The sequence below is a fragment of the Archangium sp. genome (assembly GCF_036277355.1).
Taxonomy (GTDB): domain Bacteria; phylum Myxococcota; class Myxococcia; order Myxococcales; family Myxococcaceae; genus Archangium.
The window spans coordinates 18,022-43,636 of sequence record NZ_DASUNC010000204.1; the positions used below are offsets into that span (position 1 = coordinate 18,022).

Here is a 25,615-nt window from a genome sequence, read left to right on the forward strand (position 1 = left end):
TCCTCAAACCCTGTGTCGGGTAGCATGCAGTGAAGCAACAGAGGAGGCACGTCGTGCTCTCACCAGAGCTGTTCCAGGGAAACGTAGCGGCGCACCTACACTACGCAGCCAGCCTGCCAGCGGCGGAGGCCCTGAGCATCCTTCGCGGGCGGCTGAACGATGGCTCCTGGAAGGCGGAGGCAAAGCTCTGGATCCAGGTCGCATGCGGACTCGACGAGCGCACACAAAAGCAGGGAACGTCTGTCTCGCTCATCGCCGAGTGCGCCCACCATCTCCTCGGTGAAGAGCTCAGCGTCGAGCTCCACGACTTCCTCCCCCGAGTCTTCGAGGAACTCATCAAAGCTCCTGCGACCGCAGCTGCGACGGGCCCCGTTGTAGCTCGGATGGTGGAGTGGCTCATTGGAAACGCCAGGGCAGGAAACGCGGCCCTGGTCGCCGACATCCTGGACACCGCAACACGTCAGCTCTCCATGTCGGCGGACATGCTGAAGCATCTCCAGAATCTTCAAACAGATCGACAGACTGTCGAAATCTTCCAGGCCTTCGGTGCCTTGGTTGCTGCGGAGAAGCAGGAGACGGCGTCCGCGCCTTCCGGCGAGAGTACCCGCTCGGCCCTCTTCGACGAAAAGACCCGGCGCTCCGAATTGCTGCGCTTCTTCAGACCGCTCGCGCGCTGGCTGCTGGAAAAAGGCGCTGCGGAGCTTCGCCGGGCCGAGCGTGTGGATCTGCTCGTCACGATGCTGGAGTGCCTCGCCGATGGGACGACCGCGGAGCTTCAACTGCTGCTGCGCACCATCTCCTTTCAACCCCAAAAACAAGGAGGATTCTGGCGCAACCACGTGGCCCTCTTCTGGCGTAGCGCGGAGCGGATGCTCGTGGCAGGAGGGAGTAGTTGGACGCTTCTCTGCGAGCTGGTGGCGAGCATGTACCGCGGCAACTGGTTTGCCGAGGATTGCGTCCATCCGCTCACCCACACGGAAGCGCTGCCCCTCGCGCGCGACGCCATTCTTCGAGGCCTTTTCGCCGGCCACTTCGACAGTCTGAAAGACCGATTCCCCTCTGTCGCATGGGGCACCGTCTTCAGTCGTCCTCCCGAGAACCCCGAGGCGATCAGGTTCTCTCATGGCAGCACCCTCGAGCGGGCACGCACCGTATTGAGTCAGCTGGCTGCCCAGAAGGATCCACCGGAAGCCCTGGCATCCTGGGCGCACGTCCTGACTTGCGAGTGGATCCAGGTCCATGGGCTCCGGACGGAGCTCCTCACGCCTTTGCAGCAGTTGGCGGAGTCTCCCGGCATGGGGAGTGCCGTCGCCACGGCATTCCAGAAGCTCCTCGCCGACGCCGTCCAGACCCCTGAGGTCCAACTCGCGCGCCGCATCCTCGAGGATTCTCCCGAGGCGACAAGCGCAGTCCGTGCGGTGCTCTGCCTGGATCTTCATAAGCGGCCCGCAGCCACACCTTCGGCCACCGATAACCGCCTTGGCCTGCTCCTGGAAGAGTTCCAGCGGATCATCCACCTCCCTTGGAGCGAACCGGTCTTCGGCCTCGATCTCGGACGGCTGCTCAGCAACATCCAGGAAGTACGATTCACCGCTCTGGAGGGGGAAGACCTCGTGCAGAAGCAGGAAAGGCGACTCGCCCTCCATGAGCCGCCCTACCGGCAGATGGCTGAAACCATCCAGGAGGAAGAGGAGTTCCTGGCGAACGCCACACTCTACTTCCTGCACGAACTGGTTCATCTGGAGCAGGGAATCGGAGCCAAAGCCTTCGTGGACCGGCTGAGAGAGACGGGGGGCGAGTCCACGCTGATGCACCTCGATCTCTCCGCTGACCATGCCGCAGCCAGACTTGCCCATCAGGCCGTCCCTCGATGGACCCTCACCTGGCTCAAGGATCTTCAGGGCCGCTCCCTGCTCGGCTACCCGGTTGGACGTGGTCACACCGCAGCCTCACGTGACCGCAAGGCGTCCCGGCTCATCTCCCTGCGCCTCGATTATCTGGTACGCGCCGCATCCACTGCTCCCACGTGGAATGAGAAGATCCGCGACGGTTATGTCTTCACCGAGCTCAACCCTGGAGGCGGCGCGATGTTGCTATTCGTCAGCGGCCCACCCGTCTCCCTGGTCGCCAGCACCAGTCTCCATGCCGGGCAAACAGCACACCTGACCTCGGCCATGGATGAGCGCGAGGACACGACAGCCAGGATCGATGAAATCGATTACCTGCTCCGCAGCAGTTTCAGGTTGAACTGAAGGAGCCCTGCACGAAGGTGGCAGAGTACGAGGTGGACCAAGAGATGCGAGTGCTCATACTGATCGCGGTTGCAGCGATGGCAGGCGCCGGATGCGCCCACGCGCAACGAACCGAGGCCCGAATCCATGTCATTTCCGAGGACGCCGTGGGGGTCGGAGAAATGCTCGGACACGGCGGTTCGGGCGACGCCATCTGTCAGGAGGAACTCGAGAAGTGCATGACTCTCTGCTGGGAGAAGTCCCAATGGCCGTACCCTCACAATCCCAAGCAGGCAGGTTGGTACTACAAGCGTTGCACCACAGACTGCAACAAGGACTTCACAGATTGTGAAGAGGAGTACGAAGAAGCTGCGAGAGAGCGAGAAAAGAAACTGAAGTTCTCGCGTATGAATGAAGCAATCGAATGGATCAGGGCGCACAAGAACGAGGTGGCACTTGGAACCGTCGTCATCGTCGCTGGCATTACCTTCGTCCTCACGACGGGCGGCTCTGGCGCGCTGATCCTCGCTCCGCTCGCCCTCTAACATCCACACCCAATGATATACAATCACAAATTCGACGTCGACTCGGTTTTCAACATCCTGCGCACGGTGAATGAGAAATACCAAGAAGGCTCGCCAGAGGACGAAGCGCTCCGAATCGCCGCAGTGGCGTTATTTTACGTCCGTGAAATCCAGAAGCTGGATGATTACCGCGAGTTCTTTCGCTCGTTCTACACTCCCGCCATCGACTATATCGTCGTCGCCCAAACGTTCGCGACACGAGAAGAGGCAGACGCGTGGCTGGCCAGTGGGAAGGCCAGTGATGGCGAACTCGTTAGAATCGCGGGCCAGGGCTTCCAAATCATGCCCGAGCGAAAAGGAACGGGGTTGCGGTTCGTTCGGATGCCCCTTCCGGAGGAACTGATGAAAAAACATCCTCCGGGCACCGAGTAGGAACGCGGGGGATGCACGGGCTCGACCCGGGGAGCCCGGCACCCTCACCCCAACCCTCTCCCGGAGGGCGAGGGAGTGGTTCTTCCGAGCGCCGCCATGAGCGCGGACATCTCTCCCGGCGTGAGCGTCTGGCTCGCCGCCCCCAACGCCCTCGCCGCTCCCGGCATCCCGTCCACCACGCAGCTCGCCCCGTCCTGTGCCACCGTCAGCGCTCCCGTCTGCCTCATCGTCAGCAGCCCCCTCGCCCCGTCCTCCCCCATCCCCGTCAGCAACAACCCCACCGCCCTCGAGCCGAAGAACCCCGCCACGCTCTCGAACAGCGCGTCCACCGACGGCACCGCCACGCCCCTCGAGGGCTGCGTCTGCAGCTTGCCCCCTCGCACCACCAGGTCCCTGTCCGCCGGCGACACGTACACCACTCCCGGCTCCAGCCACTCCCCTCCCTGCGCCGCCACCGTCCGGTGCCCCGTCCCTCCCAGCCACCGCGCGAATCCCGGCTCGAAGCCCCGCACGATGTGCTGCGCCACCACCACTGGAAACGGCGCCGGGGACGGCAGCGCCTTCAACAGCTCGAACACCAGCGGCGGCGCTCCCGTCGAGCCTCCAATCGCCAGCAGCGAGCATGGCTTCGACTCGGGCACCGCGGCCACCTGCGACGGCGGCGGCGGCACCACCGCCGGCATCCGCAGCGACATCCGCCTCCGGCCCAGCACCCGCGCGTGCGCCATCACCCGCACCGTGCGCAGCAGCCGCTCCCGGAACTCCTTCACCGCCTCCAGCCCGCCCACCGTGGGCTTGGCCAGCACGTCCACCGCTCCCGCCCTCAAGGACTCGAACGTCCTGTCCCGCCCCGGCGTCTCCAGCTGCCCGCTGAGCACCACGATGGGACACGGCGCCGTGGCCATGATCTCCGTGATGGCCTCCACCCCGTCCATGCCCCCGGGCAACACCAGGTCCATCAGCACCAGCTGGGGACTCCAGCGCTGCACCGCCACCACCGCGTCGCGGCCATTGGCCACGTGCGGCAGCAGCTCGATGTCCGCCTCCCGGCGCAGAATCTGCTCGAGGAAGGCGACGACCGAACGCGAGTCCTCCACCAGCAACAGCTTCAACGGAGAAGCCTCCCACCGTGACCACGCATGCGTCCACTCCCGTCCCACTCCCGGCGCCACCCCGCGGACGTGACGGGAGAGGTTACCAGGATGCCGGGCGTCCGGGGTCTCCCACCGCCCTCACTTCTTGCCGAAGCCCTTCCCCGGGCCCTTGCGCAGCCGCGCCGTCACCTTCACCAGCGCATCATGCGGGCACACGGTGCGGTGCTTCGCCTTCTCGTAGCCACGCAGGGAGAACTCCACCAGCACCGGCGTCCCCGGCAGGCACTCGAGCCCCACCGACACCGGCGTCTCGCCCTGGTCCTTCCCGTCCACCAGGATGGTGGCCCCGGACGGCTCCGACTCGACCATCAGGATGGCCCCCTCGAAGTCCGCGCGCTCCTCGCGGATGCCCGTCTCCGGCGGCGGCTCCGCCGGGGCCGGGATGCCCGGTGTGGCGTCCTCGGCCGGGCGCTCCACCGGCGCCGAGGAGAAGGTGGGCTGGAGGGTGATCATCCGCGGCCCCGTCGTCAGCTCGCCCTGAAGCAGCGGGCGCACGAACAGCCCCACCGCCACCAGCGCGCTCAGGGCCGAGGCCAGCTTCAGCCCCGCGGCCAGTCCCTCCCACCGCGCGCCCCGACCCGCCGCGGGAGCCGCGGGAGCCGCGGGCGCCACCGGACGCACGGGCTGCGCCGGGACGGCCCCCGCGCCCCTGTTTCCGGAGGGGGACGGACTCGGCTGGGATGCATTGCCACTCACGACGCCACCTCGCACGAATCAGCGCACTCAACCGACCACACGGAAGACCTCACGCAACGTCGTGGTTCCGGCATTCACCTTCGCCAGGCCGGCGGCCAGCAGCGGCACCATGCCCTCGGACACCGCGAGGTCCTGGATGCGCGACGTGGGCACCTTGGTGTGGACGCACTCGCGGATGGCCGGCGTCACCTTCAACACCTCGTAGAGCGCGGCACGCCCCAGGTAACCGGAGCCCCCGCACCGCTCGCACCCCACCGGCACGTAGAAGGGGCCCGTGGTGGGCAGCCCCGCCGCCTCCAGCCGCGCCAGCTCGTCGATCTCCGCGGGGGCGGCCATGCGGCAGTGCGGGCACAGCGCGCGCACCAGGCGCTGCGAGATGATGGCCACCGACGCGGAGGCGAGCAGGAAGGGCTCCACCCCCATCTCGATGAGCCGGTTGAAGGCCCCCGCGGATGAGCTCGCGTGCACCGTGGTGAGCAGCAGGTGGCCGCTGAGGCCGGCCTGGATGGCGGTGCGCGCCGTCTCCGCGTCGCGAATCTCTCCCACCATGATGACGTTGGGGTCCTGGCGCAGCACGGAGCGCAGGCCCTGGGCGAAGGTGAAGCCCTGCTCGGCGTTCACCTGCGTCTGGGAGAAGAGCGGCACGTCGTACTCCACCGGGTCTTCAATGGTGGCGATGCGCGTCAAATCTCCCCGCGTCTGCTTGATGTGGCCGAGCGAGGCATACAGCGTCGTCGTCTTGCCGGCGCCGGTGGCACCCGCCACGAAGATGATGCCCTGGGGCGCGTCCAGCAGGCGCTGGTAGGCGGTGAGGACCTCCGGCGCGAAGCCCAGCCGGGGCAGCTCCGGCAGCCGCACGGTGCTGCGGGCGATGCGCAGCGCCACGGACTCGCCGTGGTTGGTGGGCAGGAGCGACAGGCGGATGTCCGCGGGGCCCTCGGGCGTGCCGAAGGAGAAGTGGCCGTCCTGCGGCCGGTCCGAGCGGAAGAGCACCACCTTGGCCAGCACCTTGAGGCGGTTGATGAGGCGCGGGTGGTGCTCGCGCGGCATCATCATCACCTCCTCGAGCACGCCGTGGACGCGGAAGGCCAGGCGCGTGCCCGTCTCCAGCGGGTGCATGTGCACGTCGCTGGCGCCCACGCGCACGGCCCCATCCAGCAGCACGTCCACGAAGGCAATCATGTCCGGCTCGGGGCGGGAGATGTAGCCGCGCAGCAGGCCCTGCAGCTCGACGAGCATCTCGCGCACGGCGAACGCCGTGTCCGCGTCCACCACCGCCAGCGGCGAGAGCGACGGCCGGCGCGCGAGCACCTGGCGCGAGCGGCGGGCACGCGCCTCCAGGGCGGAGCCCGCGGCGCCCAGCACGAGGCACAGCCCCACGCAGCCCAGCACGGCCGGCGTGAGGGCGAGGCCCAGGTAGCGGCCACCGAGCCGCCGCGCGGTCTCCGCGTCCTGGATGGGATTCTGGGACAGCCACATGCCGATGCTCCCCAGGAACACCAGCACGGCCAGCACCCAGGTGGCCTGGGCGGCTCTTCGGACGGGCAGACTCATTCGGAGCCCCGTACGCTAACAGGCGCCTCCCGCCGCCTCAATGCGCAGACACCCCGCGTGCGGGTCCGCACGCGGCTGGAGCTCGCGCGCGGCACGGCCCACCCGAGGCGGATGGCTCCACGGAATATTCCAGGGTTACAGTGCCCTCCCGAGCGGGCCCGCGCCGAGTCCCGGACGCACTGGACCCGAGAAGGAAGACATGCCGATGAGCCGTCCCTCCCCGCGCACCTGGATGCTGGCGAGCGCCCTCTTGAGCACGTGGGGCCTGTCCTGCACGCCCCCGGAAGAGCCCTTCCCCAACCAGGACGAGCTCGAGGTGCTCCAGAGCCTGCACACCCCCTCGCCCCTGCCGCCGAGGGACCCCACCAACAAGTACGGGGACAACCCGGCGGCGGCCGCGCTGGGCCAGCGGCTCTTCAACGACCCGAGCCTCTCCAGCTGCGGCGACGTCTCCTGCAAGAGCTGCCATGACGGCGAGGGCCGCTCGGTGGACACGGCCGTGGCCCGGGGCTGCAACGGCACGCTCACCGGGCGCAACCCGCCCACGGTGTGGAACGCGGGCTACAGCACCTGGTTCATGTGGGACGGCCGCGCGGACCGGCTGTGGAACCAGGCCCTGCTGCCCCTGCTCAACCCCGTGGAGATGAACTCCAACGCCGGGCACCTCAAGGCGCGGCTGGAGGCGGACTACGCGGACGAGTACCTCGCCGTCTTCGAGAAGGAGATTGGCAAGGAGACCGACCCCGACCGGGTGCTCGCCAACTTCGGCAAGGCCATCGCCGCGTACGAGCGCACCCTCAACCGCCACGACGCGCCCTTCGACCAGGACGTGCGCCGCTTCCTCGAGGCGGCGAAGGCCGGCAAGGCGGAGGAGGATCCCGCATACCTGGGGCTGAAGACCTTCGTGCGCAAGGGCCAGTGCAGCGCGTGCCACAAGGGCCCCATGCTGAGCGACGACCAGTTCCACAACATCGGCGTGAAGGACCTGAGCGACGGCCAGCGCGGCGTGGCGGCGGCGGCCAGCTCGATGCTGGAGTGGACCTTCAACTCGGCGGGGCCGTACAGCGACGCGCCCGGCGGCGTCGAGTCCGCGCGCCTGCTGCGGCTGCGCAACGACCTGAGCCAGAAGGCCCGCGAGCTGGAGGGCGCCTACAAGACGCCCACGCTGCGCAACGTGCAGCTCACGGCGCCGTACATGCACACCGGCGAGCTGAAGACGCTCGAGGACGTCATCGACCTGTACGACAAGGGCGGCGAGCCGGTGGGCAACTACGCGGGCAGGGTCTCGGTCACCGTCAAGCGCCTGGACCTCACCCCCGAGGAGAAGAAGGCCCTGCTCGAGCTGCTCGAGTCGATGACGGGCACGGCGAAGTAGCGTCCACGAAGTTCCTGGACAAGGCCCGAGAGCCCGTGGATGTCCCCTCTCCCTCTGGGAGAGGGAGCATGCGCAACACCGGCGGACTCAGCGGCCAGTGGGCGCGGGGGCCGGCTTCACGTCCGTGTTCTGGCCCGCGACGATGGCCCACTTGCCTCCCGTCTGCTTCAGCACGTAGCGCATGCGGGTGCGCAGCACGCCCGGCTCGGTGGCCTGCACTCCCGGAGGCAGCCCCGTGTAGTTCGTCACCACGTGCTCGGTGTCCACCACCGCCACCCCGGGGGTGACGAAGACGATCTTCCGCACCGTCACCTCCGAGTGGCTGTCCTTGAAGAGGCTCGCGAACACCGCGGCGTGCCGCTTCTGGATCTCCTCACGGCCGCTGAAGACCGTGCCCACGATGTTGATGAACTCGGCGTCCGGCGCGAAGTCCTTGCTCCACGCGGCCGCGTCGTGACGGTTCCAGGCCTCGGTCTGCTCGGCCACGAGCTTGCGCAGGCTCGCCTCGTCGCGGGGCTGGCCCCGGCCCTGCTGGGCCTGGACGGGTGAGGCAACGAGGAACGACAGGACCACGGCCATGACGGCCGAGCTTCGCGCGAAGGTGTTCATGAAGGGCTCCCCTGGAATGCAATGACGGGGGCCCGTTCTACCAGCGCCCCTCGTGCGTGCGAGACATTCCCATTCCCCGGGAGCGCGGGAGCCTCACGCCGAGGACGGAGGCGGCGCGGCGGGGCTGGCGGCTCGGGGCGGCTGGATGAGGGGCCAGGCGCGCTTGAGGGTGACGGCGGCGGAGGCGGCGAGCGCGGCCTTCACGCAATCCCCGGGCACGAAGACGAGCGAGCCCAGCGCGGCCTTGGCCAGCGGCAGCTTCGCGGCCACGGCGAGCCAGGGGATGCCCACGGCATAGAGGACGCAGATGCCACCGAGCACGTTGATGGCGAAGGCGAGCGGCACGGACAGCCGCGACCAGGCGCGCTCGGTGAGCCAGCCGATGAGGAAGGCGGCGGGCAGGAAGCCCACGAAGAAGCCTCCGGTGGGCCCCACGTACACGGCGAGCCCACCATTGCCTCCGGCCAGCAGGGGCAGCCCCGCGGCCACGAGCAGGTGGAAGAGGAGCAGGGACAGCAAGCCCTTGCGCGCCCCGAGGATGGAGCCGGCGAGCATCACCCCGAGCGTCTGCGCGGTGATGGGCACGGGGATGAAGGGCAGCGCGAGCGGTGGTAGCAGCCCGAGCACGGCCATGAGGGCGGCGAACAGGGCGACGTGGACGAGATCTCGGGTCTTCACGAGGGTTCCTCGGGGTCGAAGCAGCGCGCGTCGATGGCATCGGCGAGCGTGTCGGCGGTGCGGAGGGTCTTCACGAGCAGCGGGACGAGCACCGCGACGGGATTGCGCTCGAGGCCGCGCACGCGCTGGGCCTCTTGAATCTCCCGCAGCCACGTGGCGAGCAGGGGGATGAAGCGCAGGGTGAGGGAGAGCAGCAGGCCGAGCCGCGCGGGATTGAGGCCGAAGCGGGCCAGGGGACGCAGGGCCCGCTCCAGCGCGTCGAGCATGTCCGAGGCGCGCGTCGTCAGGGACACGAGCGTGGCGAGCAGCACCAGGACGGCGAGCCGCAGCACGGCCTCGAGCGCGGGCGCCCAGCCGGACACCAGCGCGTGCAGGACGAGGAGCGGGACGAGCACGAAGACGGAGAGGCGGAGGACGGGAGCCACCTCGCGCGGACGCAGGCGGGCGAGCGCGTAGAGGCCGAGCGTGGCCACCAGCGCGCCGGAGAGCACGGGCAGCGAGGAGAAGAGCAGCAGTCCGGTGCCGGCGGCGAGCAGGGCCAGCATCTTCGCGCCCGCGGGGACGGCATGCACGGGCGAGTCCCGGTGGAGGTAGAGGCCGAGGCTCACGTCATCATCCGGACGTAGGCGTCGAGGGCGACGGAGGGGACGTCATCGACGACGACGCGGCCCGCCTCGAAGACGAGCACACGGTCGAAGTCGCGCAGCAGCTCCAGGTCGTGGGAGACGACGATGGCCGTCTGGGGCAGCTCGTGGATGGCCTGCGCGAGCCGGCGCTTGTTGCGCAGGTCCAGCAGCGTGGTGGGCTCGTCGAAGACGATGTAGCGCGGCTCCATGACGAGCACGGAGGAGAGCGCGAGCAGCTGCTTCTGGCCCCCGCTGAGCAGGTGGGCCGGGTGGTGGCGGAAGTCCTCCAGGCCATAGCGGCGCAGCACGGCGGTGACGCGCGCGGAGATGTCGGCCGGCGGCAGCTTGAGGTTCTTCAGCCCGAAGGCGAGGTCCTCCTCGACGGTGGGGAGGACGATTTGATGATCGGGGTTCTGGAAGACGAAGCCCACCTTGCGGCGGATGGCGCGGGCATCCTTCCGGGTGTCGAGCCCTTCCACGAGCACCTGGCCCCGCTCGGGCACGAGCAGCCCATTGAGCAGACGCGCGAAGGTGCTCTTGCCGGAGCCATTGCCGCCCACCACGGCGATGCGGCGCTCGGAGAGGGTGAGCTCGAGCCCCTCGAGGACGGGGCGCTCACCGAAGTGGTGGCTGACGGCGTGGAGTCGAATCATTCGCGACCGCTAAGGCGGGGCGAATGTAACGCCTTTCTGGCTCCATGCACGTCCCCTGTCCCCCAGAGAGGGAGTCCCACGCGCTCAGTGCAGGTGCGAGGGCTCCGGCTCGGTCCCCGTCAGGCCGATACCCGGCTCCGGAGCGTGCTCGCCGGACGTGGCCGGAAGGCGCTCGGGTTGGATGGCCGGGAGCTTGTTCGCATGCAGGCCGGTGATGAGGCGCACGTCCCGCCGCCTGGTCAGGTAGGTGTAGGCCCAGTCCAGCATCACCGCCAGCTTGTTGCGGAAGCCCACCAGGAAGGTGATGTGGATGCCGAGCCACATCAGCCACGCGGGCTTCCCGCTCAGGCGAATCTTGTCGTAGAGCACGCCGATCGCCGAGCCACGGCCGATGACGGCGAAGGAGCCCTTGTCGCGGTAGCGGAACGGCTCCAACGGACGGCCCGCGAGCCGGTAGCGGATGTTCTTCGCCACGTGCCGGCCCATCTGCATGGCCGCGGGGGCGATGCCCGGCACCGGCTTGCCGTCCTGCACCAGCGAGGCGAGGTCTCCAATCACGAAGACCTCCTCATGGCCGGGGATGTTCAGCGGGGGCTCCACCTTCACGCGGCCCGCCTTGTCGACCGGTACGCCCAGCGTCCGGCCCACGGGGGAGGCCGCCACGCCGGCGCCCCAGAGCACCGTGCGCGCCACGATGCGGGTGTCGCCCACGGAGACGCCCAGGTCGTCCACGCCCGTCACCAGGGTGCCGGTGCGCACCTCCACTCCGAGCTTCTCCAGGTCATCGCGCGCCCTCGCCGAGAGCTCCTCGGGATAGGTGTTGAGCACCCGGGGCAGGCCCTCGAGCAGGAGGATGCGGGCCTTCGACGTATCGACGCGGCGGTAGTCACGGGGCAGCGAGTGCCGCGTCATGTATGCGAGCGCGCCCGCCAATTCCACGCCCGTGGGCCCCGCGCCGATGATGACGAAGGTGAGCCACTCGCGCTGACACTCGGGGTCGGGCTCGCGCTCGGCGGCCTCGAGCGCCAGCAGCACGCGCTCGCGGATCTCCCGGGCGTCGTCGATCGTCTTGAGTCCGGGAGCGAATGGGGCCCACTCCGGGTGGCCGAAGTACGAGTGCGTGGCGCCCATGGCGAGCACCAGCGTGTCATAGGGAATCTCCCCGCCATCGGAGATGACCACCTTGCGCGCGAGGTCCACGGAGTGGACCTCGGCGAGCAGCACGGTGGTGTTCCGGCCGCGCAACACCTGGCGGATGGGGGCGGAGATGTCGCCCGGGCTGAGGACGGCGGTGGCCACCTGGTAGAGCAGCGGCTGGAAGAGGTGGTGGTTGTAGCGGTCGAGCACCGTCACTTCCACGGGGGCGCGCTTGAGTCCGAGCGCCGCCTGGAGCCCACCGAAGCCGCCACCCACGATGACCACGTGATGCCTTCCCGGGGTGTTTTCCATGGCGGAAAAGGTGCGGAGCCCGGGGGAATCCGGCCACCGTCCCGGGGGCCCAGCCCGTCTGACGGGGAGCGCCGCCTGCTCGCTCGCCGTCCGGACGAGAAACGAGGCGCCCGCCGAATGCCAGGGAGCCCGAAGGACCGTTTTCAGAATGTCCGCTTCAGCTCCCCCCATCCCAGCTGGAGAGAGGGAGGAAACCCGGACGGAGCAGCCACCAGGTGGTGGGGGTCCGCCAGCCTCCGTGCGGCGTCCTTGTACTCCTCCGTACTCTTCGCGGGCCGCTTGTAATCGGTCTCCTCGTCGACAGGTCCGCTGACGAGGCAGTGGACCCAGGTCTCGATGTTCCGCTTCGGCACGAGGATGCAGATCATTTCGTCCGGGGAACGTCCCTCCAACTCCGCCTCTTGCAACGATTGCTCGAGTTGCTCGAAACGCTGCCGGACAGGAAGGACATCCGCGTCGATGATCGTCACCAGCTTACAGTCCTGCCCCCCTGCACGCCGACGGTGGGTCTGGACCTGCTTCGCATACTGCTCGCGTACGTACTGCTCACCCGCCCCTTTCCCCGCGGGTACGGGGAGCAGACGAATCTTCCCGCGCTCGATGCCACGCTGCCTGAGCCAGGAATAGACGAAGTTCTGGTGCTGCCGGTCCTCGGAGAGCACCACGACCTGAGCGCTATTTCCCATCTTCCCAACCTCGGGCAACGAGCTCCGCGGCAGGCACCGCGGCCTCGGGCGGCGCCTGGAAAGGGCCGACGCGTACAGGGCCATTGGCGATGCGCTCGAACCAGAGTCCCGACTCCGGAGCCAGCAGGTTGATGACCTCGGGATGGTGAGAGATGAGCAACGCCTGGAGGTGCTCCTGCTCACGCAAGGCCAGCAGAAAGGGCTGGATTTCGCTCAACGCCACGAAGTTGTCGGGTTCGTCGAGACAGAGTGTTGCACCAGAGCCAGACAGGAAATGGAGCAGGGTATAGAGACCAATGAGTGCTCGCTGCCCCTCGGAGAGCTCATCGAATGTGTACTCGTCAGAGGCAGAGACGCTCGCACCACTCGCTTCACGCCTCCAGAGCGCGCGAAGCATCCGAATCCCCTCGCCTCCCGACTTGAGGATCAGCGCATCGAATCCATCGAAGATGCCACGCAGATCGTCCCGGAGCCGGACCACTTCATTGAGCCGCTCCTGTGCGAGATGCCGGTACCACGAGGCGAAGTTCGACAGGTCCTCCGCGGGCGTGGCCTGCTCCGCCTCGCTCCGTCCAGTCATGCGGCGCGGATCGATGCGCACGACATACAGGCGCTCGAACCAGCTCGCGAAGCGCCTGAGCTTCGGATGCCAGGGGGCTGAGTCTCTAAAGAAATACAACCCCGTGCGCTCCGGGCCTGGCCAGATCAAGTGGGTTTGACCATCCTGGGCCAGGAACTTCGCGAACTCCTGGCCTGGCTCGTACACGAAGAGCGAAGTCCCCTCGTGATGCAGCGCCTCCCTGTCGACACGACTGCGGCCCTGTTCGGCGTCGTGCTCGACTTCAAGGCGGTAGCGATAGACCTCTCCATCCAGGGACACTTCCAGCTCGAAGACCTGACGGGTACGCCGCTGCCACCGGGTCAGCGTCGCAGGTGGGAAGACCTCGGACACTGCCGCGCCCTGGGACTGGAGCCGACGAAGCGCGGAGAGCACCTCGAAGACGGTCGTTTTCCCCGTCCCATTGCGCCCCATCAACAGGTGCTCCCGGCCAAGGCGCAGGTCGAAATTCACCAGGCACTTGTAGTTATCGACATAGAGACGGGTGAGCATCGGTGACTCCGCGGGCACACGCCGAAGCGTGGTGCGTTCCCAGTCGGGCCGCAGCGGCCAGACAGGCGAGCGGACCCTACCGCATCCGCTCGCCCCCCGCTTGAGAAGCTGTAGCCCCATCCACGCTGGAGGGGCTACCCGCCGTCTACCGCACCAGGTGGAACGCCGTCTGCCGCTGGAAGGCCCAGCGCACCTTGCCGCTCGCATCCAGCATGACGTCCTCCTCCTGCGCCGAGCGCACCTTCTGCCCGCCCCACTCCGCCACCGGGCTCGTCGCCTGCAACTCGATGGAGAACCACTGGTTCGTCATCACCTGGTGGTCACCGTTGCCCGGCACGCCCTCCTGCCGGTCCCACAGGCCGATCATCGGCCCCGCACCGTGCCCGTTGAGGCCAATCGGGTGCGAGTACACCGTCCCCTCAATCCCCTCGGCCTTCATCCGCTCGCGCGAGGCCTTGAGAATCTCATTGCCCGAGCGCCCCGGACGCAGCTCCTCGAAGACGATGTCCTGCAGCCGGTTGGAGCGCGCCAGCGCCGCCTTCAGCCCCGCGGGCGCGTCCGTCTCGCCCTCGCGCAGCACGTAGCCCATGTGCTGCGTGTCCGTGTTCAACCGCAGCGCCGTCACCCCGAAGTCGCAGTGCAGCACATCCCCCCGCTCGATGAGGGGGTCCTCTCCCACGTCCGCCTCCGTCTTCCCCTGCCGCTGCACGCTCACCGACGGCTGGAACCACGTCCCCAGCCCCAGGTCGTTCACCCGCTGGCGCATCCACCACACCACGTCACGGGTGCGCGTCTTCCCCGGCGTAATCACCTGATTGGAGAAGCCCGTCTCGATGATGTTCCACGCCAGCTTCGTCAGGTCCTCGTAGAAGCGCTCCTCGTCCGCGCCCCGCCAGGCGATGAGGTCCACCGGCAGGCCCCCGGACGGCTTCAGCCGCGCCGTCCACTCGGGCCCGAGCGCCTCCGTCATGCCCTCGTACTCGCCATGCGTCAGCCCGTCCGCGAAGGCGAACGTGCGCGACACGTTGATGGCGATGGCCTTCGGCTGCCGCTCCTCCAGCACCGCCTTCAGCACCTTCCACTGGTCCGGGCCCCACAGCTCGGCCTGCCGGGTGACGCCGCCTCCGTCCACCTGCATCTGCGCGCGCCGCGCCTCGTACACCCCGCCCTGCGTGCCCCCGCCCAGCGCGAGCCGCTCCACGCCCTTCTCCGGGCCCCGGTCATGGAACACGTAGATGGTGCGCCGCCGCGCCGCGAACGTGGTGGGCGCCACCAGCGCCGGGAAGACGGGGTCCTCGTTGTACTCGCGCATCGGCACCACCCACATCTCGATGCCGTACTGGCGCATCAACGCGGGCAGCGCCTTGTCCAGGCGCTCGCGCAGCCACTCCTGCTGCCGGGTGGCCTGCTCGCGCAGCGTGCCGAAGGGACGCTCGGGCCGGGTGGCCTCCGGCGCTCGGGAGGCCGGCGCGGGGGTGGCACAAGCGGACGTGAGGAGGAACAGGGGGACGAGGAGACGACTCCGGGTGTTCTTCATGGCCGCGCAGCATCGCACGGACGGGCCCGGCCGGGACTCAGGACGCGGCCTTGACGGGGCTCCCCACCGGGAACTCCAGGCGCAGGCGCGCGCCCCCCTCCTCCCGGTTCTCCGCCACCAGGGTGCCCCCACACTGCTCCACCAGCTCCCGCGACAGGGCCAGCCCCAGCCCCGTCCCCTTCTCCGGGCCCTTCGTCGTGAAGAACGTCTCGAAGAGCCGCGGCAGCACGTGCGGGGGAAATCCCGGACCGTTGTCCTCCACCCGCAGGACGACCCGCCCGCCCTCCTGCGCGCCGATGATGCGCACCTCGGAACCATCGCGGCCTCGCGCCTCCAGCGCATCCCCCGCGTTCACCAGCAGGTTGAGCAGCACCTGCGCCAGCCTCCGGCGCACCGCGAGCACCGGCGGCAGCGCCTCCGGGATGTCCACCTCCAGCCGCGCCACGTGATGGAGCCTCAGCCGGGCAATCCGCACCGCGTCACTCACCACGTCCGCCACCGCGCACTCGGTGGGCTCCTCGGTGTCCATGCGCGAGAAGCCCCTCAAGTCCCCGATGATCTGCCGCACGCGCTCCACTCCCATGCGCGTCTCGCGGAACACCTCCGCCAGATCCTCCCGGGTGGCTTCCCTCGGCTCCGCCAGCACCTCGCGCTCCAGGTAGTCGAGGTTGGCGCCGATGAAGGCCACCGGGTTGTTGATTTCATGCATCACGCTCGCCGCGAGCTGGCCGATGGTGGCCAGCTTCTCCGAGTGCGTCCGGCGGCGCTCACTGATGGCGAGCGACTCGAGGGCCTCGCGGCGCGCGCGCTCCAGCCGGCCCTCGTTCTCCGCCCGCTGGGCCTTGCGGAACTCACTGGCCCCGTACGCGCCGACGAGCGTCACCGTCACCACGACGCCCACCCACAGCAGCACCTGGGACGGCGGGCGTCCCGCCATCCACAGCATGACCGCGGCCCCCGCGCCGCACAGGACGCCGGAGATGGTCGCCGAGAGCGAGTCCTGCGGATAGATGAGGCACAGCAGGAGCGGGAGGCAGGGGAAGAATTGGAAGTACACGCCGTCACAGCCCCCCGACACGAGCACCAGGGCGATGAAGCAGAGGCTGCCCACCGTGCACTGGAAGGCCGTGTGCAGACGCATCGACGGCGCGGAGTGCTCGTCCATCCGCAGCGCGGAGAGGGCCACGGCCAGGGCCCAGACGCAGCGGATGGCGAGCATCCGGAGCTCCGGTCCCACGGCGAGCACGTCCAACACGTATTGGGACAGCAGTGACGGGGCCAGCCAGAGCAACATCTTCCGGCGGGGCCCCCACGTGCCGGACGCCGCCACCTCAGGCGCCGCGGGCCACGGCCCGGCCTGATCCGGATGCTTCGGGGATGGCGCGTCGAGGGGCGGCAACGCCCTCCATCGTACCCGGTTCCCGCCTCGCGGTCCGAGCCCGCCCCTTCCGCGAAGGCGGAAGCGGAGCACCGGCCCCGCTTCCGCGCCTCACCGCCGGGTGAAGGCGAGGTCCTCCGCCTCGTCGAACACGCCGCAGCCCTCCTCGACGCACGGCGGCATCGCCGTGCACGCGCCGCACTCCAGCGTCCCGCCGCACCCGTCCGGCACCGTGCCGCACGCCGCCTCGCACGTCAGCGGCGTGCACACGCCCGGGTCGTACCGCTCGCTCGTGGCCAGCGTGCCCTCCAGGTCGTTGGAGCCTCCCACCACCAACACCGCCCCATCCATCAGCGGCACCAGCCCCGCCCCCCGCCGCGCCTCCCACAGCGACGGCTCCACGCTCCACGTGTCCGCCACCGGGTCATAGCTCTCCACCGACGCCAGCGAGCCCGACATCACGTGGAAGCCCCCCACCACCAGCACCCGCCCCTCGGGCGTCACCAGCGCCCCGTGCGCCTCGCGCGGCATCATCGGCGACGCCGCCAGCTTCCACTCGCCCCGCATCGGCTCGTACAGCTCCGCCGTGGCCGCCGCGCGCGACGTCGTGCCGCCCACCACCAGCACCCGCCCGTCCGGCAGCACCGTCACCGTGTGCCCCGAGCGGTGCGTGCCCGCCGCGCCTCCCACCGGGCCCGTCTTCGTCCACTGGCCACTCACCGGGTCATACAGCTCCGCCTGCAGCCCGCTCACGAAGAGCACCTGGCCGTTGCCCAGCACCACGCCCGTCCGCGCCCCGGCGCGCGCCGACGCCGGCGCTCCCGTGCGCGTCCACTCGCCCGTCGCCGGGTCGAACAGCTCCGCCGAGCGCACCGGGTGCCGGTCCACGTCGAAGCCGCCCGCCACCAGCACCCGCCCGTCCGGCAGCAGCACCGCCGCCGGCTCGTTGCGCGCCTCGCCCATGTCCCGCACGGCCGTCCACCGGCCCGTGCCCGGGTCGTACACCTCCGCGCTCGCCAGCGCGCCGAAGGAGGCCGAGAACGTGCCCCCCGCCACCAGCACGCGCCCGTCCGCCAGCCTCACCGCCGCGTGGTTGCGCCGCGCCGTGCGCATCGCGCCCGTGGCGTACCACTCGCCCGTCTCCGGCTCGTACACCTCGCAGCTCGTCAGCGTGCGGCTGCCATCATGTCCACCCGAGGCCAGCACCCGCCCGTCCGCCAGCGCCACCCACGGCAGCAGCTTGCGCGGCGTGCTCAGCTCCCGGGACACCATCCCCTGCTCCAGCCCGTCCGGCGGCGGCGCCGAGCTGCAGGAGAACACCATCGTGAAGAGCGCCAGCATGGCGCAGGACGTCGAAACCCTTTTCATGACCCACCCACTCCGTTCCGAGACGGACGGGTCTACACGCCGGGTCTGACATTCCCGGCGACGGATTCCTCCATGATTCCAAGTGTTTATCGTCCCATGTATGACAGACCCGTCAGGTGGTGCGCGGGACATGCCGCACCCCGTCATGCGCCTGTCATGGCCGCGTCATGTGCCGCGGCATGTGACGCCTCAGGCGCCCGGGTGGGAGGCCTCCACGTCCTCCAGGTTCACCGGCTCGGCGTCCATGCCGTTGTGGTGGCGCGGCGGCAGCGCTCCGCCGTCGTCGTCCTCCAGCTTCAACAGGTGCGGGGTGCGCTCCAGGTACAGCTCGCCGTCGCGCACGAGGCGCACGTCCGAGAACTCCACGAGGAACTCCTCGCGCGACAACAGGCGCGGCTCGAGCTCGAAGTGCGTCTCGCCCACCGCGCGCACACGGCCCACCCTGCGCCCCTCCATGTCCCGCACCACCATGCCTTCGCGCACGTCGTCCTGCACCACCATGGCATCCTCCTCGGCGAGCCCCCGGGCCCTCCCGTCCCGGTGCGCATCCCTTCTGAGTGGGGAACACCCGGCGCTCCGGCAACCCCTGGCGGCTGGCAGGAAGGGCGGCCCTGGACACGTGCGGAAGCCGGGCCGCCAGGGCTCGCGTTCCGGGCGGTGCCTAACGTTCCTCCGAATGAGAGGAGGAGGCCGTCATGCTCCTGGAACTGACCGCCATCGAGGCCCGTGATCTCAAGGAAGTCCTCGACTCGTCGCTGCGCAAGCTGCTCGACGAAATCGCCCACGCCGACCACCGCGCCTACCGCGAGATGTTGCAGGCGCGCTATGCCCGGCTCGAACAGCTCAACCACCGGCTGGACACGTCCGTGGAGAGCGACCAGGTCTACGCCTGAGCCCCCGCCCGCGCGCTCGAGGCCCTGGGGACCCATACGGCTTCCATGAGGCCGTAAAACACGCGTCCCATGGCATGGCGGTGGCGTCCCACCGCGCCGCCTGAAACGTGCGCGCGTTCTGGACGTCCGGCATGCTTGGACGCACGTGACGACGACCCCGGCCGCCCCCATCCGCTTCCTGCTGTCGCCGTCCCTGGGCGAGGTGAAGGAGCACGTGCGCGCCGAGCTCTTCAGCCGGGCCCTCACCCAGCGGCTGGGCCGGCCGGTGGTGGTGGAGCTCGCCCCCTCGTACGAGGCGCTGGAGCGGGAGCTGGCGGAAGGCCGGGTGGACCTGGCGTGGGCCACGGCCGAGCAGTGCACCGCCTTCGAGCCGCAGGCCCGCGCGGTGCTGCGCGCCGTGCGGGCGGGGCTCTGGTACTACCACGCGGCCCTGGTGTGCCGGGCGGATGCGCCGCTCACGCTGGGGACGTTGAAGGGCACGCGCGCCGCGTGGGTGGCTCCGCGCTCCACCGGCGGCCACCTCATGGCCGTGCGCCACCTGACGGCCCGGGGGCTGTCCGTGGCGGACACCTTCTCCGAGCAGCGCTTCCACGGCACCTACCGCAAGGCCCTGCTGGCCGTGCTGGCGGGCGAGGCGGACGTGGCCGCCATCTACTCGAGCCACCCGGAGGAGAACACGGTGCGCGCCTACCTGGCCGAGCACGTGGGCGCCGACGAGCGCAAGCTCATCCCCTTCGAGTTCACCGGGCCCACGCCCGCCGACGGGCTCATCTTCACCCCGCGCATGCCGGAGGCGGACGTGACGGCGCTGGTGTCCGTGCTCACCTCGCTGGCGGGCAGCGGCGCGGGGCTGGAGCCGCTGCTGGGCCTCTTCGACAGCGAGGGCTTCGTCCTGTCCTCCAAGCCCCGGCCGCCGCCTCCCCGGACGGCCCGGCGCGCGGAATACCTCGCGGTGGACCTGGACGCGCAGGAGCGGTGCATGCGGCTGTGGACGCCCACGGGGGTGGCCTTCGGCCGGGACGTGCGCCAGGCGGAGGGGCGGCCGCTGGAGGCGGTGCTGGGGCCCGAGGCGGGGGCGGCGCTGGTGGCGCTCGCGCGCGCCGCGCGGCACAGCGGCGTGGGAGGCCGGGTGGAGTACCGCATGGAGGTGGAGGGCGAGACGCGCTGGTACTCGGCCGAGGCCACGGTGCGCCCACCGGCCACGGAGGCGGCGAGCCCCACCACGGCGCTGCTGGTGCGGGACGTGACGGAGCTGCGCGCGCTGGAGGAGGAGCTGTACCGGCTGGCCTCCTTCCCGCTGCTGCACCCCGAGCCGATGCTGGAGCTGGGCCCGGGCGGCGAGGTGCACTACGCCAACCCGGCGGCGCACACGGCGTTTCCGGACCTGCTGGTGCGCGGGGTGGGGCACCCGCTGGTGGAGGCGGCCCAGGCGTGGGCGCGGCGCGGCGCGGCGGTGGGGGAGTCGCCTCCGGTGGTGCAGCTGGGCGGCCGGCACTGGGAGCTGACGGTGTCGCCGCTGGTGGACCCCGAGGGGCTGCGCGTCTTCGCCAAGAACGTGACGGCGCGCAAGCAGATGGAGGCGCAGCTCTTCAAGGCGGACCGGATGGCGGCGCTGGGCTCGCTCGCGGCGGCGGTGGGCCACGAGATGAACAACCCGCTGGCCTTCATGCTGGCCAACCTCGGCTTCGCGCGCGAGGAGCTGGCGCGGCTGAAGGCGGCGCTGGGCGAGGAGGGCCACGCGCTGGCCGGCGACGTGGACGACATGCTGGAGGCGCTGACCGAGGCGGCGGACGGGGCGGACCGGCTGAAGGGAATCGTCCAGGACCTGAGGCTGCTGTCGCGCGCGCCGCCGGAGCACCGCGAGACGGTGGAGATGGTACCGGTGCTGGAGCACGCGCTGGGCCTGGTGCGGGGCGAGCTGCGCCACCGGGCGAGGCTGGAGAAGGACTTCCGGCCGGTTCCGCGGGTGGAGGGCGACGAGGCGCGGCTGGTGCAGGTGTTCGTGAGCGTGCTGCTCAACGCGGTGCAGGCGATGAACGAGCTGGACGCCCCGCGCAACGTGCTGCGGGTGTCCGCGTACACGGGCCCGGCGGGCGAGGCGGTGGTGGAGGTGCAGGACACGGGCGTGGGCATGCCGCCCGAGGTGCTCGCGCGCCTCTTCGAGCCCTTCTTCACCACGCGGCCGGCGAGCACGGGCCTGGGGCTGTCGGTGAGCCACGCCATCGTCACGAGCCTGGGCGGTACGCTGCGCGCCGAGAGCCGCGAGGGCGTGGGCACCACCCTCACCGTCGTCCTCCCGGCCGCCCTCCCCTCTCCCTCTGGGAGAGGGCCAGGGTGAGGGTGCCACGGTCCCCGGGTTGATACCGTATCAATCGCGAGAACAGCTCGTGGTGACCTTGATGGATGGCATCTAGCATCAACTGGTGCACACAGAAGAGTGAGGGCGGGCATCCGGCATCGCCCTTTGACTGTGCTCAGAAACAAGGACGTAGCGCTGGCGCTGCTTGTCGAAGTGCGTACCGCATCGGTACGTTCCAACTATGTCCACGAGCGGTAGTAGTACGCGTAGGGTCGATGTCGTAGTCCTGACGGCGATAACCCTGGAGTACCAAGCGGCGCTTCAGGTGGAGGCCGGCGCTTGGGAAGGAAGCCGGTGGGAGGAACAAAAGGGCCCCAATGGCCTTCCAGTCGCGTTCCGCGCGTTCCACGGCAAGGGTGGTCGGCCACTGCGCGTGGCGGTTGCGCAGGCGGGGGACATGGGGCCCGTATATGCAACGAATGCGCTACTGCCACTGGTTGATGCCTACCACCCTCGTTACGTGGCGATGTGCGGCGTGTGCGCGGGACGTCCAGGAAAAACGCTCCTCGGCGATGTAATCGCAGCAGAGCGGTTGTTCTTTCACGATACCGGCAAGCGGCTCACCAATAAGGTGCAGCAAGACCTCAAGACGTACAACCTCCGCGACGACTGGAAGGTGGCTCTTGAGCACTTCGATTTCGTAGCGCGCTTTCGGGATGAAGCGTGGTGGAAGATGCGCCCTGTACCCTACGAATGGCAGGAAAACTGGGTGCTGGCGAAGCTGCGCGAGGGAATTGCAGATCCGTCAACGCTTCCCGATTGCGACGAGAACTGTCCGCAGTGGGAAAAGGTCATCAACCTGCTTTGGAAATCCGGTGATTTGCAAGACGGCACGCTCACCCTCTCCGACAAGGGGCGGGAGCGCATCGGTCGACTGATGATCCAACATCGCAACCGGTTCCCCGATACGTCTCCCACGGGCGCACTACTCCCCTTCAAGGTCCACGTCGCACCAATAGGCAGCGGTCAGCAGGTTGTCGAGGACGAGAAGGTCTGGGGCTTTATTGGCGAGTACTTACGCAAGACGGTCGGCATGGAAATGGAGGCGGCGGCTATAGGTGCTCTGGCCCACGCCCAACGGGAGCGGAAGCTCGACGCACTAGTGATGAAGGGCGTGATGGACTTCGCCAATGAAGGCCGTGACGACCACTTCAAAGAGTTCGCCGCCCGTGCCTCGGCCGAGTGCCTGCTGGCATTCCTCCGCGACCAAATCGAAGTGGAGATGCTCCCAGATATCGACGACATCTTGGTGTCAGGGGCCGATGAGGAACTACCTGAGAACCCGCCGCCATCCGCGCTGCTCAACGCGCGCTACGAGGTTGTACCCTTTCACGAGCAGGGCCGAGAGGCCATCCTTGCGGAACTCGAACGCTGGTGCGTTGCAGGACCGACTGTCGCAGTGCGTATGCTCCATGCGGAAGGAGGGGTGGGAAAGACACGGCTCGCGATCGAGTGGATACGCCGCCGTAGAGCGTTAGGGGAGGCAGCAGGCTTCTTGCCGAAGGAGGTACCCGAAGACTGGTTTGAGCGCCTGGGGTCGCTCGGACAGCCAGTTTTGGTGGTAATTGACTACGCCGAGAGCCGCTCCGACCTACGCGAGATGCTCATGCGTGTACACCGCTACTCCCAGCAGGGGAAAACAGGTGTGCTACGCCCGATGCGCATCCTGCTTCTTGCTCGGAACAACGGCGATTGGTGGCAGTCGTTGCGGTCCTCCGATGCAGCACTTGGTACATGGCTCGACACCACACCTCCATATGAGTTGCCAGCGTTAGCCATGAAGGATGCCGAACGCGAGCAGGTGTTCCATGAGGCCGCAGCAAGGTTTGCTGCGAAGCGAGGGAAGGCGTACGGGAAGCGAACTCCATTCCCACTTAGCGACGAACACTTCGAGCGAGTGCTCTATCTGCACATGGCCGCGCTAGCAGCAGTGGAGGAACTCGCATTCAATGCAAACAGATTGATGGACGTAATCCTCGATCATGAGGAGCGATTCTGGGACATACGCGCCCGGCAGGCTGACGTGACATTCGCGATGCATCGGTCATTGGCTCGCCAAGTGGTTGCCGCCGCGACTCTACGTGGAGGGCTCGCAGACCATTCCGCGACGTCCATCATCACCGGACGACTTCTCGGTCGTGCCCCCACTCCGGATGAAGATGCAATGCTCCGATTGCTTCATCGCATCTACCAACGCACCAAGAAGGCGACTGCTGTATTTCTTCCCGCATTGGAACCAGATCTCCTCGGTGAAGGAGTAGTACTTCGTGTCGCCTCACCAAAGCTTGAGGAAGATCGCCCTGTGTCTGATTGGATCAGTCGGGTATTTCCGCCCGAAGAAGCGACACATGTGGTGGTCTCTGGGTTCGAGATACTCGGCCGCGCATCTGCCAGTCATCCGGATGTAGTTCGGCCATGGCTCGAACAACTCCTTAGCGACTCATTCCAGTCGCGCGCACGCATCGCGCTCCTGGCAGCGCGGGCCATTGGGTTGCGTACCGCATTCTCGGCGCTCGGAGACGTACTGGCCGACCGACTCGAAGTGGACGGTGACGTAGAGCTAGCTCGTGAATTGAGTGCTATCGGTATTCCTACCTCTACGGTTTCACTTCGTCGAGTCGCTGAGTGGACGAGCCGTACGCTCTTACAGGCCCCGCAGGCCGTTCAAGATAACAAACGGACGAAGCATCTCAACAACAAGGGCACATGGTTTCGCAGAAGCGCCACTTGGACGAAGCATATAGTCCTGCGGTTTCTCAAACTATTGATGGGTTCGCAGGGTCTCGCCAAACGTGCAGCGCTTCTCAATAATTGGGGCATCCAGTTACTCGAATTGGGCCATCGTGAGGAAGCACTAGTGGCTACACGCGAGGCTGTTGAGATCTACCGGACATTAGTGCAACGCAACTCCGAAAAATTTCGGCCTGATCTCGCAATGAGCCACAATAACCTTGGTAACATTTTAGGTGAGCTTGGCCGTCATGAGGAAGCAATAGAGGCCACACGCGAGGCTATTAAAGACTACCGAGCGTTGGCGCAACACGACCCCGAGACCTTTCGGCCCGAACTTGCCCACAGCCTCAACAACCTGGGCTTACGGCTGAGAGACCTAGGCCGTCGAGAAGAAGCACCGATGGTCACGCGTGAAGCTGTTGATCTCTACCGAATGCTGGCGCAGCGCAACCCCGATACATTCTGGCCCGACCTTGCCATGAGTCTCCACAACCTAGGCGCCACATTGATCGATTTGGGCCATCTGGAAGAGGCGCTGAAGGCCACGCGTGAAGCCGTTGAACTCCGCCGAACTCTTGTGCAGCGCAACCCCGACGCATTTCAGCCCGTCCTCGCCAGCAGTCTCAGCAATCTCGGAGCCACACTGACCGACTTGGGCTCTTACGAGGAGGGGCTGAAGGCCACGCGCGAAGCCGTTGAACTTCGCCGAGCGCTGGTGCAGCGCAACCCTAACGCATTTCAGCCCGACCTCGCTATGAGCCTCAACAACCTGGGCATCATGCTGAGAGACCTTGGCCATCACAAGGAGGCGATGGAACTCACACGCGAGGCGGTTGAACTCTACCGGGTGCTAGCGCAGTGCAACTCCGACGCATTCCGTCCCTACTTCGCACTGAGCCTAAACACCCTGGGCACTGTGCTGAGAGACCTGGGCCTTCTTAAGGAGGCACTGGAGGCCACACGCGAGGCGGTTGAACTCCGTCGAGAGTTGGCGCAGCGCAACCCCGACATTTTCCGGCCCGCCCTCGCCGTGAGTCTCAACAACCTGGGCGCTATATTGAGGGATCTGGACCGTTTTGAGGAGGCACTCGCCTCAGTGGGGGATGCCGTCGATAATCTTTGGCCCTTTTTCGAGCGGCTCCCATCTGCCTTCGGGCAAAACATCAAAATCATGCTCCGTCTTCTGCTGGCACTTCACAAGTCACTCCAGCGCCCACTCTCCGCCGTGCTTCAAGAACGCATGGCCACTTTCGAGCGCCTCACGCCCAAATGAGCAGCAATTCTAATCCTATCCGCCACATGACTTACGACATGTAGTGCAGAACAAGAACGTTGGGCACCAGCTGGTAGGGCGACTTTAGCGTCGATAGTGGGTGAGCCCCTCCCATCGTGCACCTGAGGAGATGCCGTTGCTGGAGCACGCGCGGAGCCTAGTACTACAGTTGGACTTCCAAAACAGATTGAGAACCGTCGCGCTGGCCGGGGGCAATAGAGGAACCGCACCTTGAGGCAGGCAGACCTCGTCATTCATAGGAGTAACGGCGTCGCCCCTGGCTCGCAACTTCTCAG

At 67.9% G+C, this 25,615-nt stretch carries 21 protein-coding genes; 7 read left to right on the forward strand and 14 right to left on the reverse strand.

Annotation, left to right across the window (positions count from 1 at the left end; genetic code table 11):
* Positions 1 to 53: 53 nt before the first annotated feature.
* From VFZ09_RS50315 to VFZ09_RS50325, 3 genes are read left to right on the forward strand one after another with little or no spacing between them, the layout of a single operon-like run.
* On the forward strand, positions 54 to 2,252 hold the full coding sequence (locus VFZ09_RS50315) for a hypothetical protein (protein ID WP_329735022.1): 2,199 nt from the start codon (positions 54 to 56) through the stop codon (positions 2,250 to 2,252).
* A gap of 17 nt (positions 2,253 to 2,269) precedes the next feature.
* The gene (locus VFZ09_RS50320; protein WP_329735023.1) at positions 2,270 to 2,776 is read left to right on the forward strand and encodes a hypothetical protein; all 507 of its coding nucleotides are present in this window, start codon (positions 2,270 to 2,272) and stop codon (positions 2,774 to 2,776) included.
* 12 nt (positions 2,777 to 2,788) lie between these two features.
* A complete protein-coding gene (locus tag VFZ09_RS50325; protein ID WP_329735024.1) occupies positions 2,789 to 3,187 on the forward strand; it encodes a hypothetical protein in 399 nt (132 codons plus the stop codon).
* 44 nt (positions 3,188 to 3,231) lie between these two features.
* Here the strand turns inward: VFZ09_RS50325 and VFZ09_RS50330 are convergent, their stop codons facing one another.
* The 3 genes from VFZ09_RS50330 to VFZ09_RS50340 form a co-directional block, all read right to left on the reverse strand.
* Positions 3,232 to 4,299 (reverse strand): chemotaxis protein CheB, encoded by a 1,068-nt coding sequence (locus VFZ09_RS50330; protein WP_329735025.1) that lies wholly within the window; start codon positions 4,297 to 4,299, stop codon positions 3,232 to 3,234.
* Between the two features lie 120 nt (positions 4,300 to 4,419).
* On the reverse strand, positions 4,420 to 5,037 hold the full coding sequence (locus tag VFZ09_RS50335; protein ID WP_329735026.1) for a PEGA domain-containing protein: 618 nt from the start codon (positions 5,035 to 5,037) through the stop codon (positions 4,420 to 4,422).
* 27 nt (positions 5,038 to 5,064) lie between these two features.
* A complete protein-coding gene (locus tag VFZ09_RS50340; protein WP_329735027.1) occupies positions 5,065 to 6,591 on the reverse strand; it encodes a GspE/PulE family protein in 1,527 nt (508 codons plus the stop codon).
* Between the two features lie 205 nt (positions 6,592 to 6,796).
* Between VFZ09_RS50340 and VFZ09_RS50345 the strand changes: the two genes are divergently transcribed.
* Positions 6,797 to 7,966: a cytochrome-c peroxidase gene (locus VFZ09_RS50345; protein ID WP_329735028.1), complete on the forward strand. Its 1,170-nt coding sequence runs from the start codon at positions 6,797 to 6,799 to the stop codon at positions 7,964 to 7,966.
* A gap of 87 nt (positions 7,967 to 8,053) precedes the next feature.
* Here VFZ09_RS50345 and VFZ09_RS50350 read toward each other — a convergent pair whose 3' ends face one another.
* The 11 genes from VFZ09_RS50350 to VFZ09_RS50400 form a co-directional block, all read right to left on the reverse strand.
* Positions 8,054 to 8,575 carry an SgcJ/EcaC family oxidoreductase gene (locus tag VFZ09_RS50350; protein WP_329735029.1) on the reverse strand — a complete coding sequence of 174 codons (522 nt, stop codon included), beginning with the start codon at positions 8,573 to 8,575 and terminating at the stop codon, positions 8,054 to 8,056.
* Between the two features lie 93 nt (positions 8,576 to 8,668).
* Positions 8,669 to 9,253, reverse strand: a complete 585-nt coding sequence (locus VFZ09_RS50355) for a biotin transporter BioY (RefSeq protein ID WP_329735030.1) — start codon at positions 9,251 to 9,253, stop codon at positions 8,669 to 8,671.
* Positions 9,250 to 9,861, reverse strand: coding sequence for an energy-coupling factor transporter transmembrane protein EcfT (locus VFZ09_RS50360; RefSeq protein WP_329735031.1), 612 nt, complete (start codon positions 9,859 to 9,861; stop codon positions 9,250 to 9,252). Before VFZ09_RS50360 ends, VFZ09_RS50355 begins: the two co-directional genes overlap by 4 nt.
* Positions 9,858 to 10,532, reverse strand: a complete 675-nt coding sequence (locus VFZ09_RS50365; RefSeq protein WP_329735032.1) for an ABC transporter ATP-binding protein — start codon at positions 10,530 to 10,532, stop codon at positions 9,858 to 9,860. Before VFZ09_RS50365 ends, VFZ09_RS50360 begins: the two co-directional genes overlap by 4 nt.
* A gap of 84 nt (positions 10,533 to 10,616) precedes the next feature.
* Positions 10,617 to 11,981, reverse strand: a complete 1,365-nt coding sequence (locus tag VFZ09_RS50370) for an NAD(P)/FAD-dependent oxidoreductase (protein ID WP_329735033.1) — start codon at positions 11,979 to 11,981, stop codon at positions 10,617 to 10,619.
* A gap of 143 nt (positions 11,982 to 12,124) precedes the next feature.
* Positions 12,125 to 12,646 carry a hypothetical protein gene (locus tag VFZ09_RS50375; RefSeq protein ID WP_329735034.1) on the reverse strand — a complete coding sequence of 174 codons (522 nt, stop codon included), beginning with the start codon at positions 12,644 to 12,646 and terminating at the stop codon, positions 12,125 to 12,127.
* A gap of 10 nt (positions 12,647 to 12,656) precedes the next feature.
* Positions 12,657 to 13,778: an ATP-binding protein gene (locus VFZ09_RS50380; RefSeq protein WP_329735035.1), complete on the reverse strand. Its 1,122-nt coding sequence runs from the start codon at positions 13,776 to 13,778 to the stop codon at positions 12,657 to 12,659.
* A gap of 145 nt (positions 13,779 to 13,923) precedes the next feature.
* The gene (locus VFZ09_RS50385; protein WP_329735036.1) at positions 13,924 to 15,315 is read right to left on the reverse strand and encodes a M24 family metallopeptidase; all 1,392 of its coding nucleotides are present in this window, start codon (positions 15,313 to 15,315) and stop codon (positions 13,924 to 13,926) included.
* 37 nt (positions 15,316 to 15,352) lie between these two features.
* Positions 15,353 to 16,609, reverse strand: coding sequence for a sensor histidine kinase (locus VFZ09_RS50390; RefSeq protein WP_329735037.1), 1,257 nt, complete (start codon positions 16,607 to 16,609; stop codon positions 15,353 to 15,355).
* 195 nt (positions 16,610 to 16,804) lie between these two features.
* On the reverse strand, positions 16,805 to 18,061 hold the full coding sequence (locus tag VFZ09_RS50395; RefSeq protein WP_329735038.1) for a Kelch repeat-containing protein: 1,257 nt from the start codon (positions 18,059 to 18,061) through the stop codon (positions 16,805 to 16,807).
* A gap of 189 nt (positions 18,062 to 18,250) precedes the next feature.
* Complete coding sequence (locus VFZ09_RS50400) at positions 18,251 to 18,562, reverse strand: DUF2171 domain-containing protein (protein WP_329735039.1); 312 nt, start codon at positions 18,560 to 18,562, stop codon at positions 18,251 to 18,253.
* Positions 18,563 to 18,756: 194 nt separating this feature from the next.
* Between VFZ09_RS50400 and VFZ09_RS50405 the strand changes: the two genes are divergently transcribed.
* The 3 genes from VFZ09_RS50405 (at position 18,757) to VFZ09_RS50415 (ending at position 25,319) form a co-directional block, all read left to right on the forward strand.
* Positions 18,757 to 18,954, forward strand: a complete 198-nt coding sequence (locus VFZ09_RS50405; protein ID WP_329735040.1) for a hypothetical protein — start codon at positions 18,757 to 18,759, stop codon at positions 18,952 to 18,954.
* A 145-nt stretch (positions 18,955 to 19,099) separates the two neighbouring features.
* A complete protein-coding gene (locus VFZ09_RS50410; protein ID WP_329735041.1) occupies positions 19,100 to 21,292 on the forward strand; it encodes a sensor histidine kinase in 2,193 nt (730 codons plus the stop codon).
* A 418-nt stretch (positions 21,293 to 21,710) separates the two neighbouring features.
* Entirely contained in the window at positions 21,711 to 25,319 is a 3,609-nt protein-coding gene (locus VFZ09_RS50415; RefSeq protein WP_329735042.1) for a tetratricopeptide repeat protein, read from the forward strand.
* The last annotated feature ends 296 nt before the right edge of the window (positions 25,320 to 25,615 follow it).

Bases quoted from the DNA above. Each gene is read 5' to 3' on its own strand.
- VFZ09_RS50325 (WP_329735024.1), top strand. From the start codon at position 2,789: ATGATATACAATCACAAATTCGACGTCGACTCGGTTTTCAACATCCTG.
- VFZ09_RS50340 (WP_329735027.1), bottom strand. From the start codon at position 6,591: ATGAGTCTGCCCGTCCGAAGAGCCGCCCAGGCCACCTGGGTGCTGGCC.
- VFZ09_RS50345 (WP_329735028.1), top strand. From the start codon at position 6,797: ATGAGCCGTCCCTCCCCGCGCACCTGGATGCTGGCGAGCGCCCTCTTG.
- VFZ09_RS50350 (WP_329735029.1), bottom strand. From the start codon at position 8,575: ATGAACACCTTCGCGCGAAGCTCGGCCGTCATGGCCGTGGTCCTGTCG.
- VFZ09_RS50365 (WP_329735032.1), bottom strand. From the start codon at position 10,532: ATGATTCGACTCCACGCCGTCAGCCACCACTTCGGTGAGCGCCCCGTC.
- VFZ09_RS50370 (WP_329735033.1), bottom strand. From the start codon at position 11,981: ATGGAAAACACCCCGGGAAGGCATCACGTGGTCATCGTGGGTGGCGGC.
- VFZ09_RS50380 (WP_329735035.1), bottom strand. From the start codon at position 13,778: ATGCTCACCCGTCTCTATGTCGATAACTACAAGTGCCTGGTGAATTTC.
- VFZ09_RS50385 (WP_329735036.1), bottom strand. From the start codon at position 15,315: ATGAAGAACACCCGGAGTCGTCTCCTCGTCCCCCTGTTCCTCCTCACG.
- VFZ09_RS50390 (WP_329735037.1), bottom strand. From the start codon at position 16,609: ATGTTGCTCTGGCTGGCCCCGTCACTGCTGTCCCAATACGTGTTGGAC.
- VFZ09_RS50395 (WP_329735038.1), bottom strand. From the start codon at position 18,061: ATGAAAAGGGTTTCGACGTCCTGCGCCATGCTGGCGCTCTTCACGATG.
- VFZ09_RS50400 (WP_329735039.1), bottom strand. From the start codon at position 18,562: ATGGTGGTGCAGGACGACGTGCGCGAAGGCATGGTGGTGCGGGACATG.
- VFZ09_RS50405 (WP_329735040.1), top strand. From the start codon at position 18,757: ATGCTCCTGGAACTGACCGCCATCGAGGCCCGTGATCTCAAGGAAGTC.
- VFZ09_RS50415 (WP_329735042.1), top strand. From the start codon at position 21,711: ATGGGGCCCGTATATGCAACGAATGCGCTACTGCCACTGGTTGATGCC.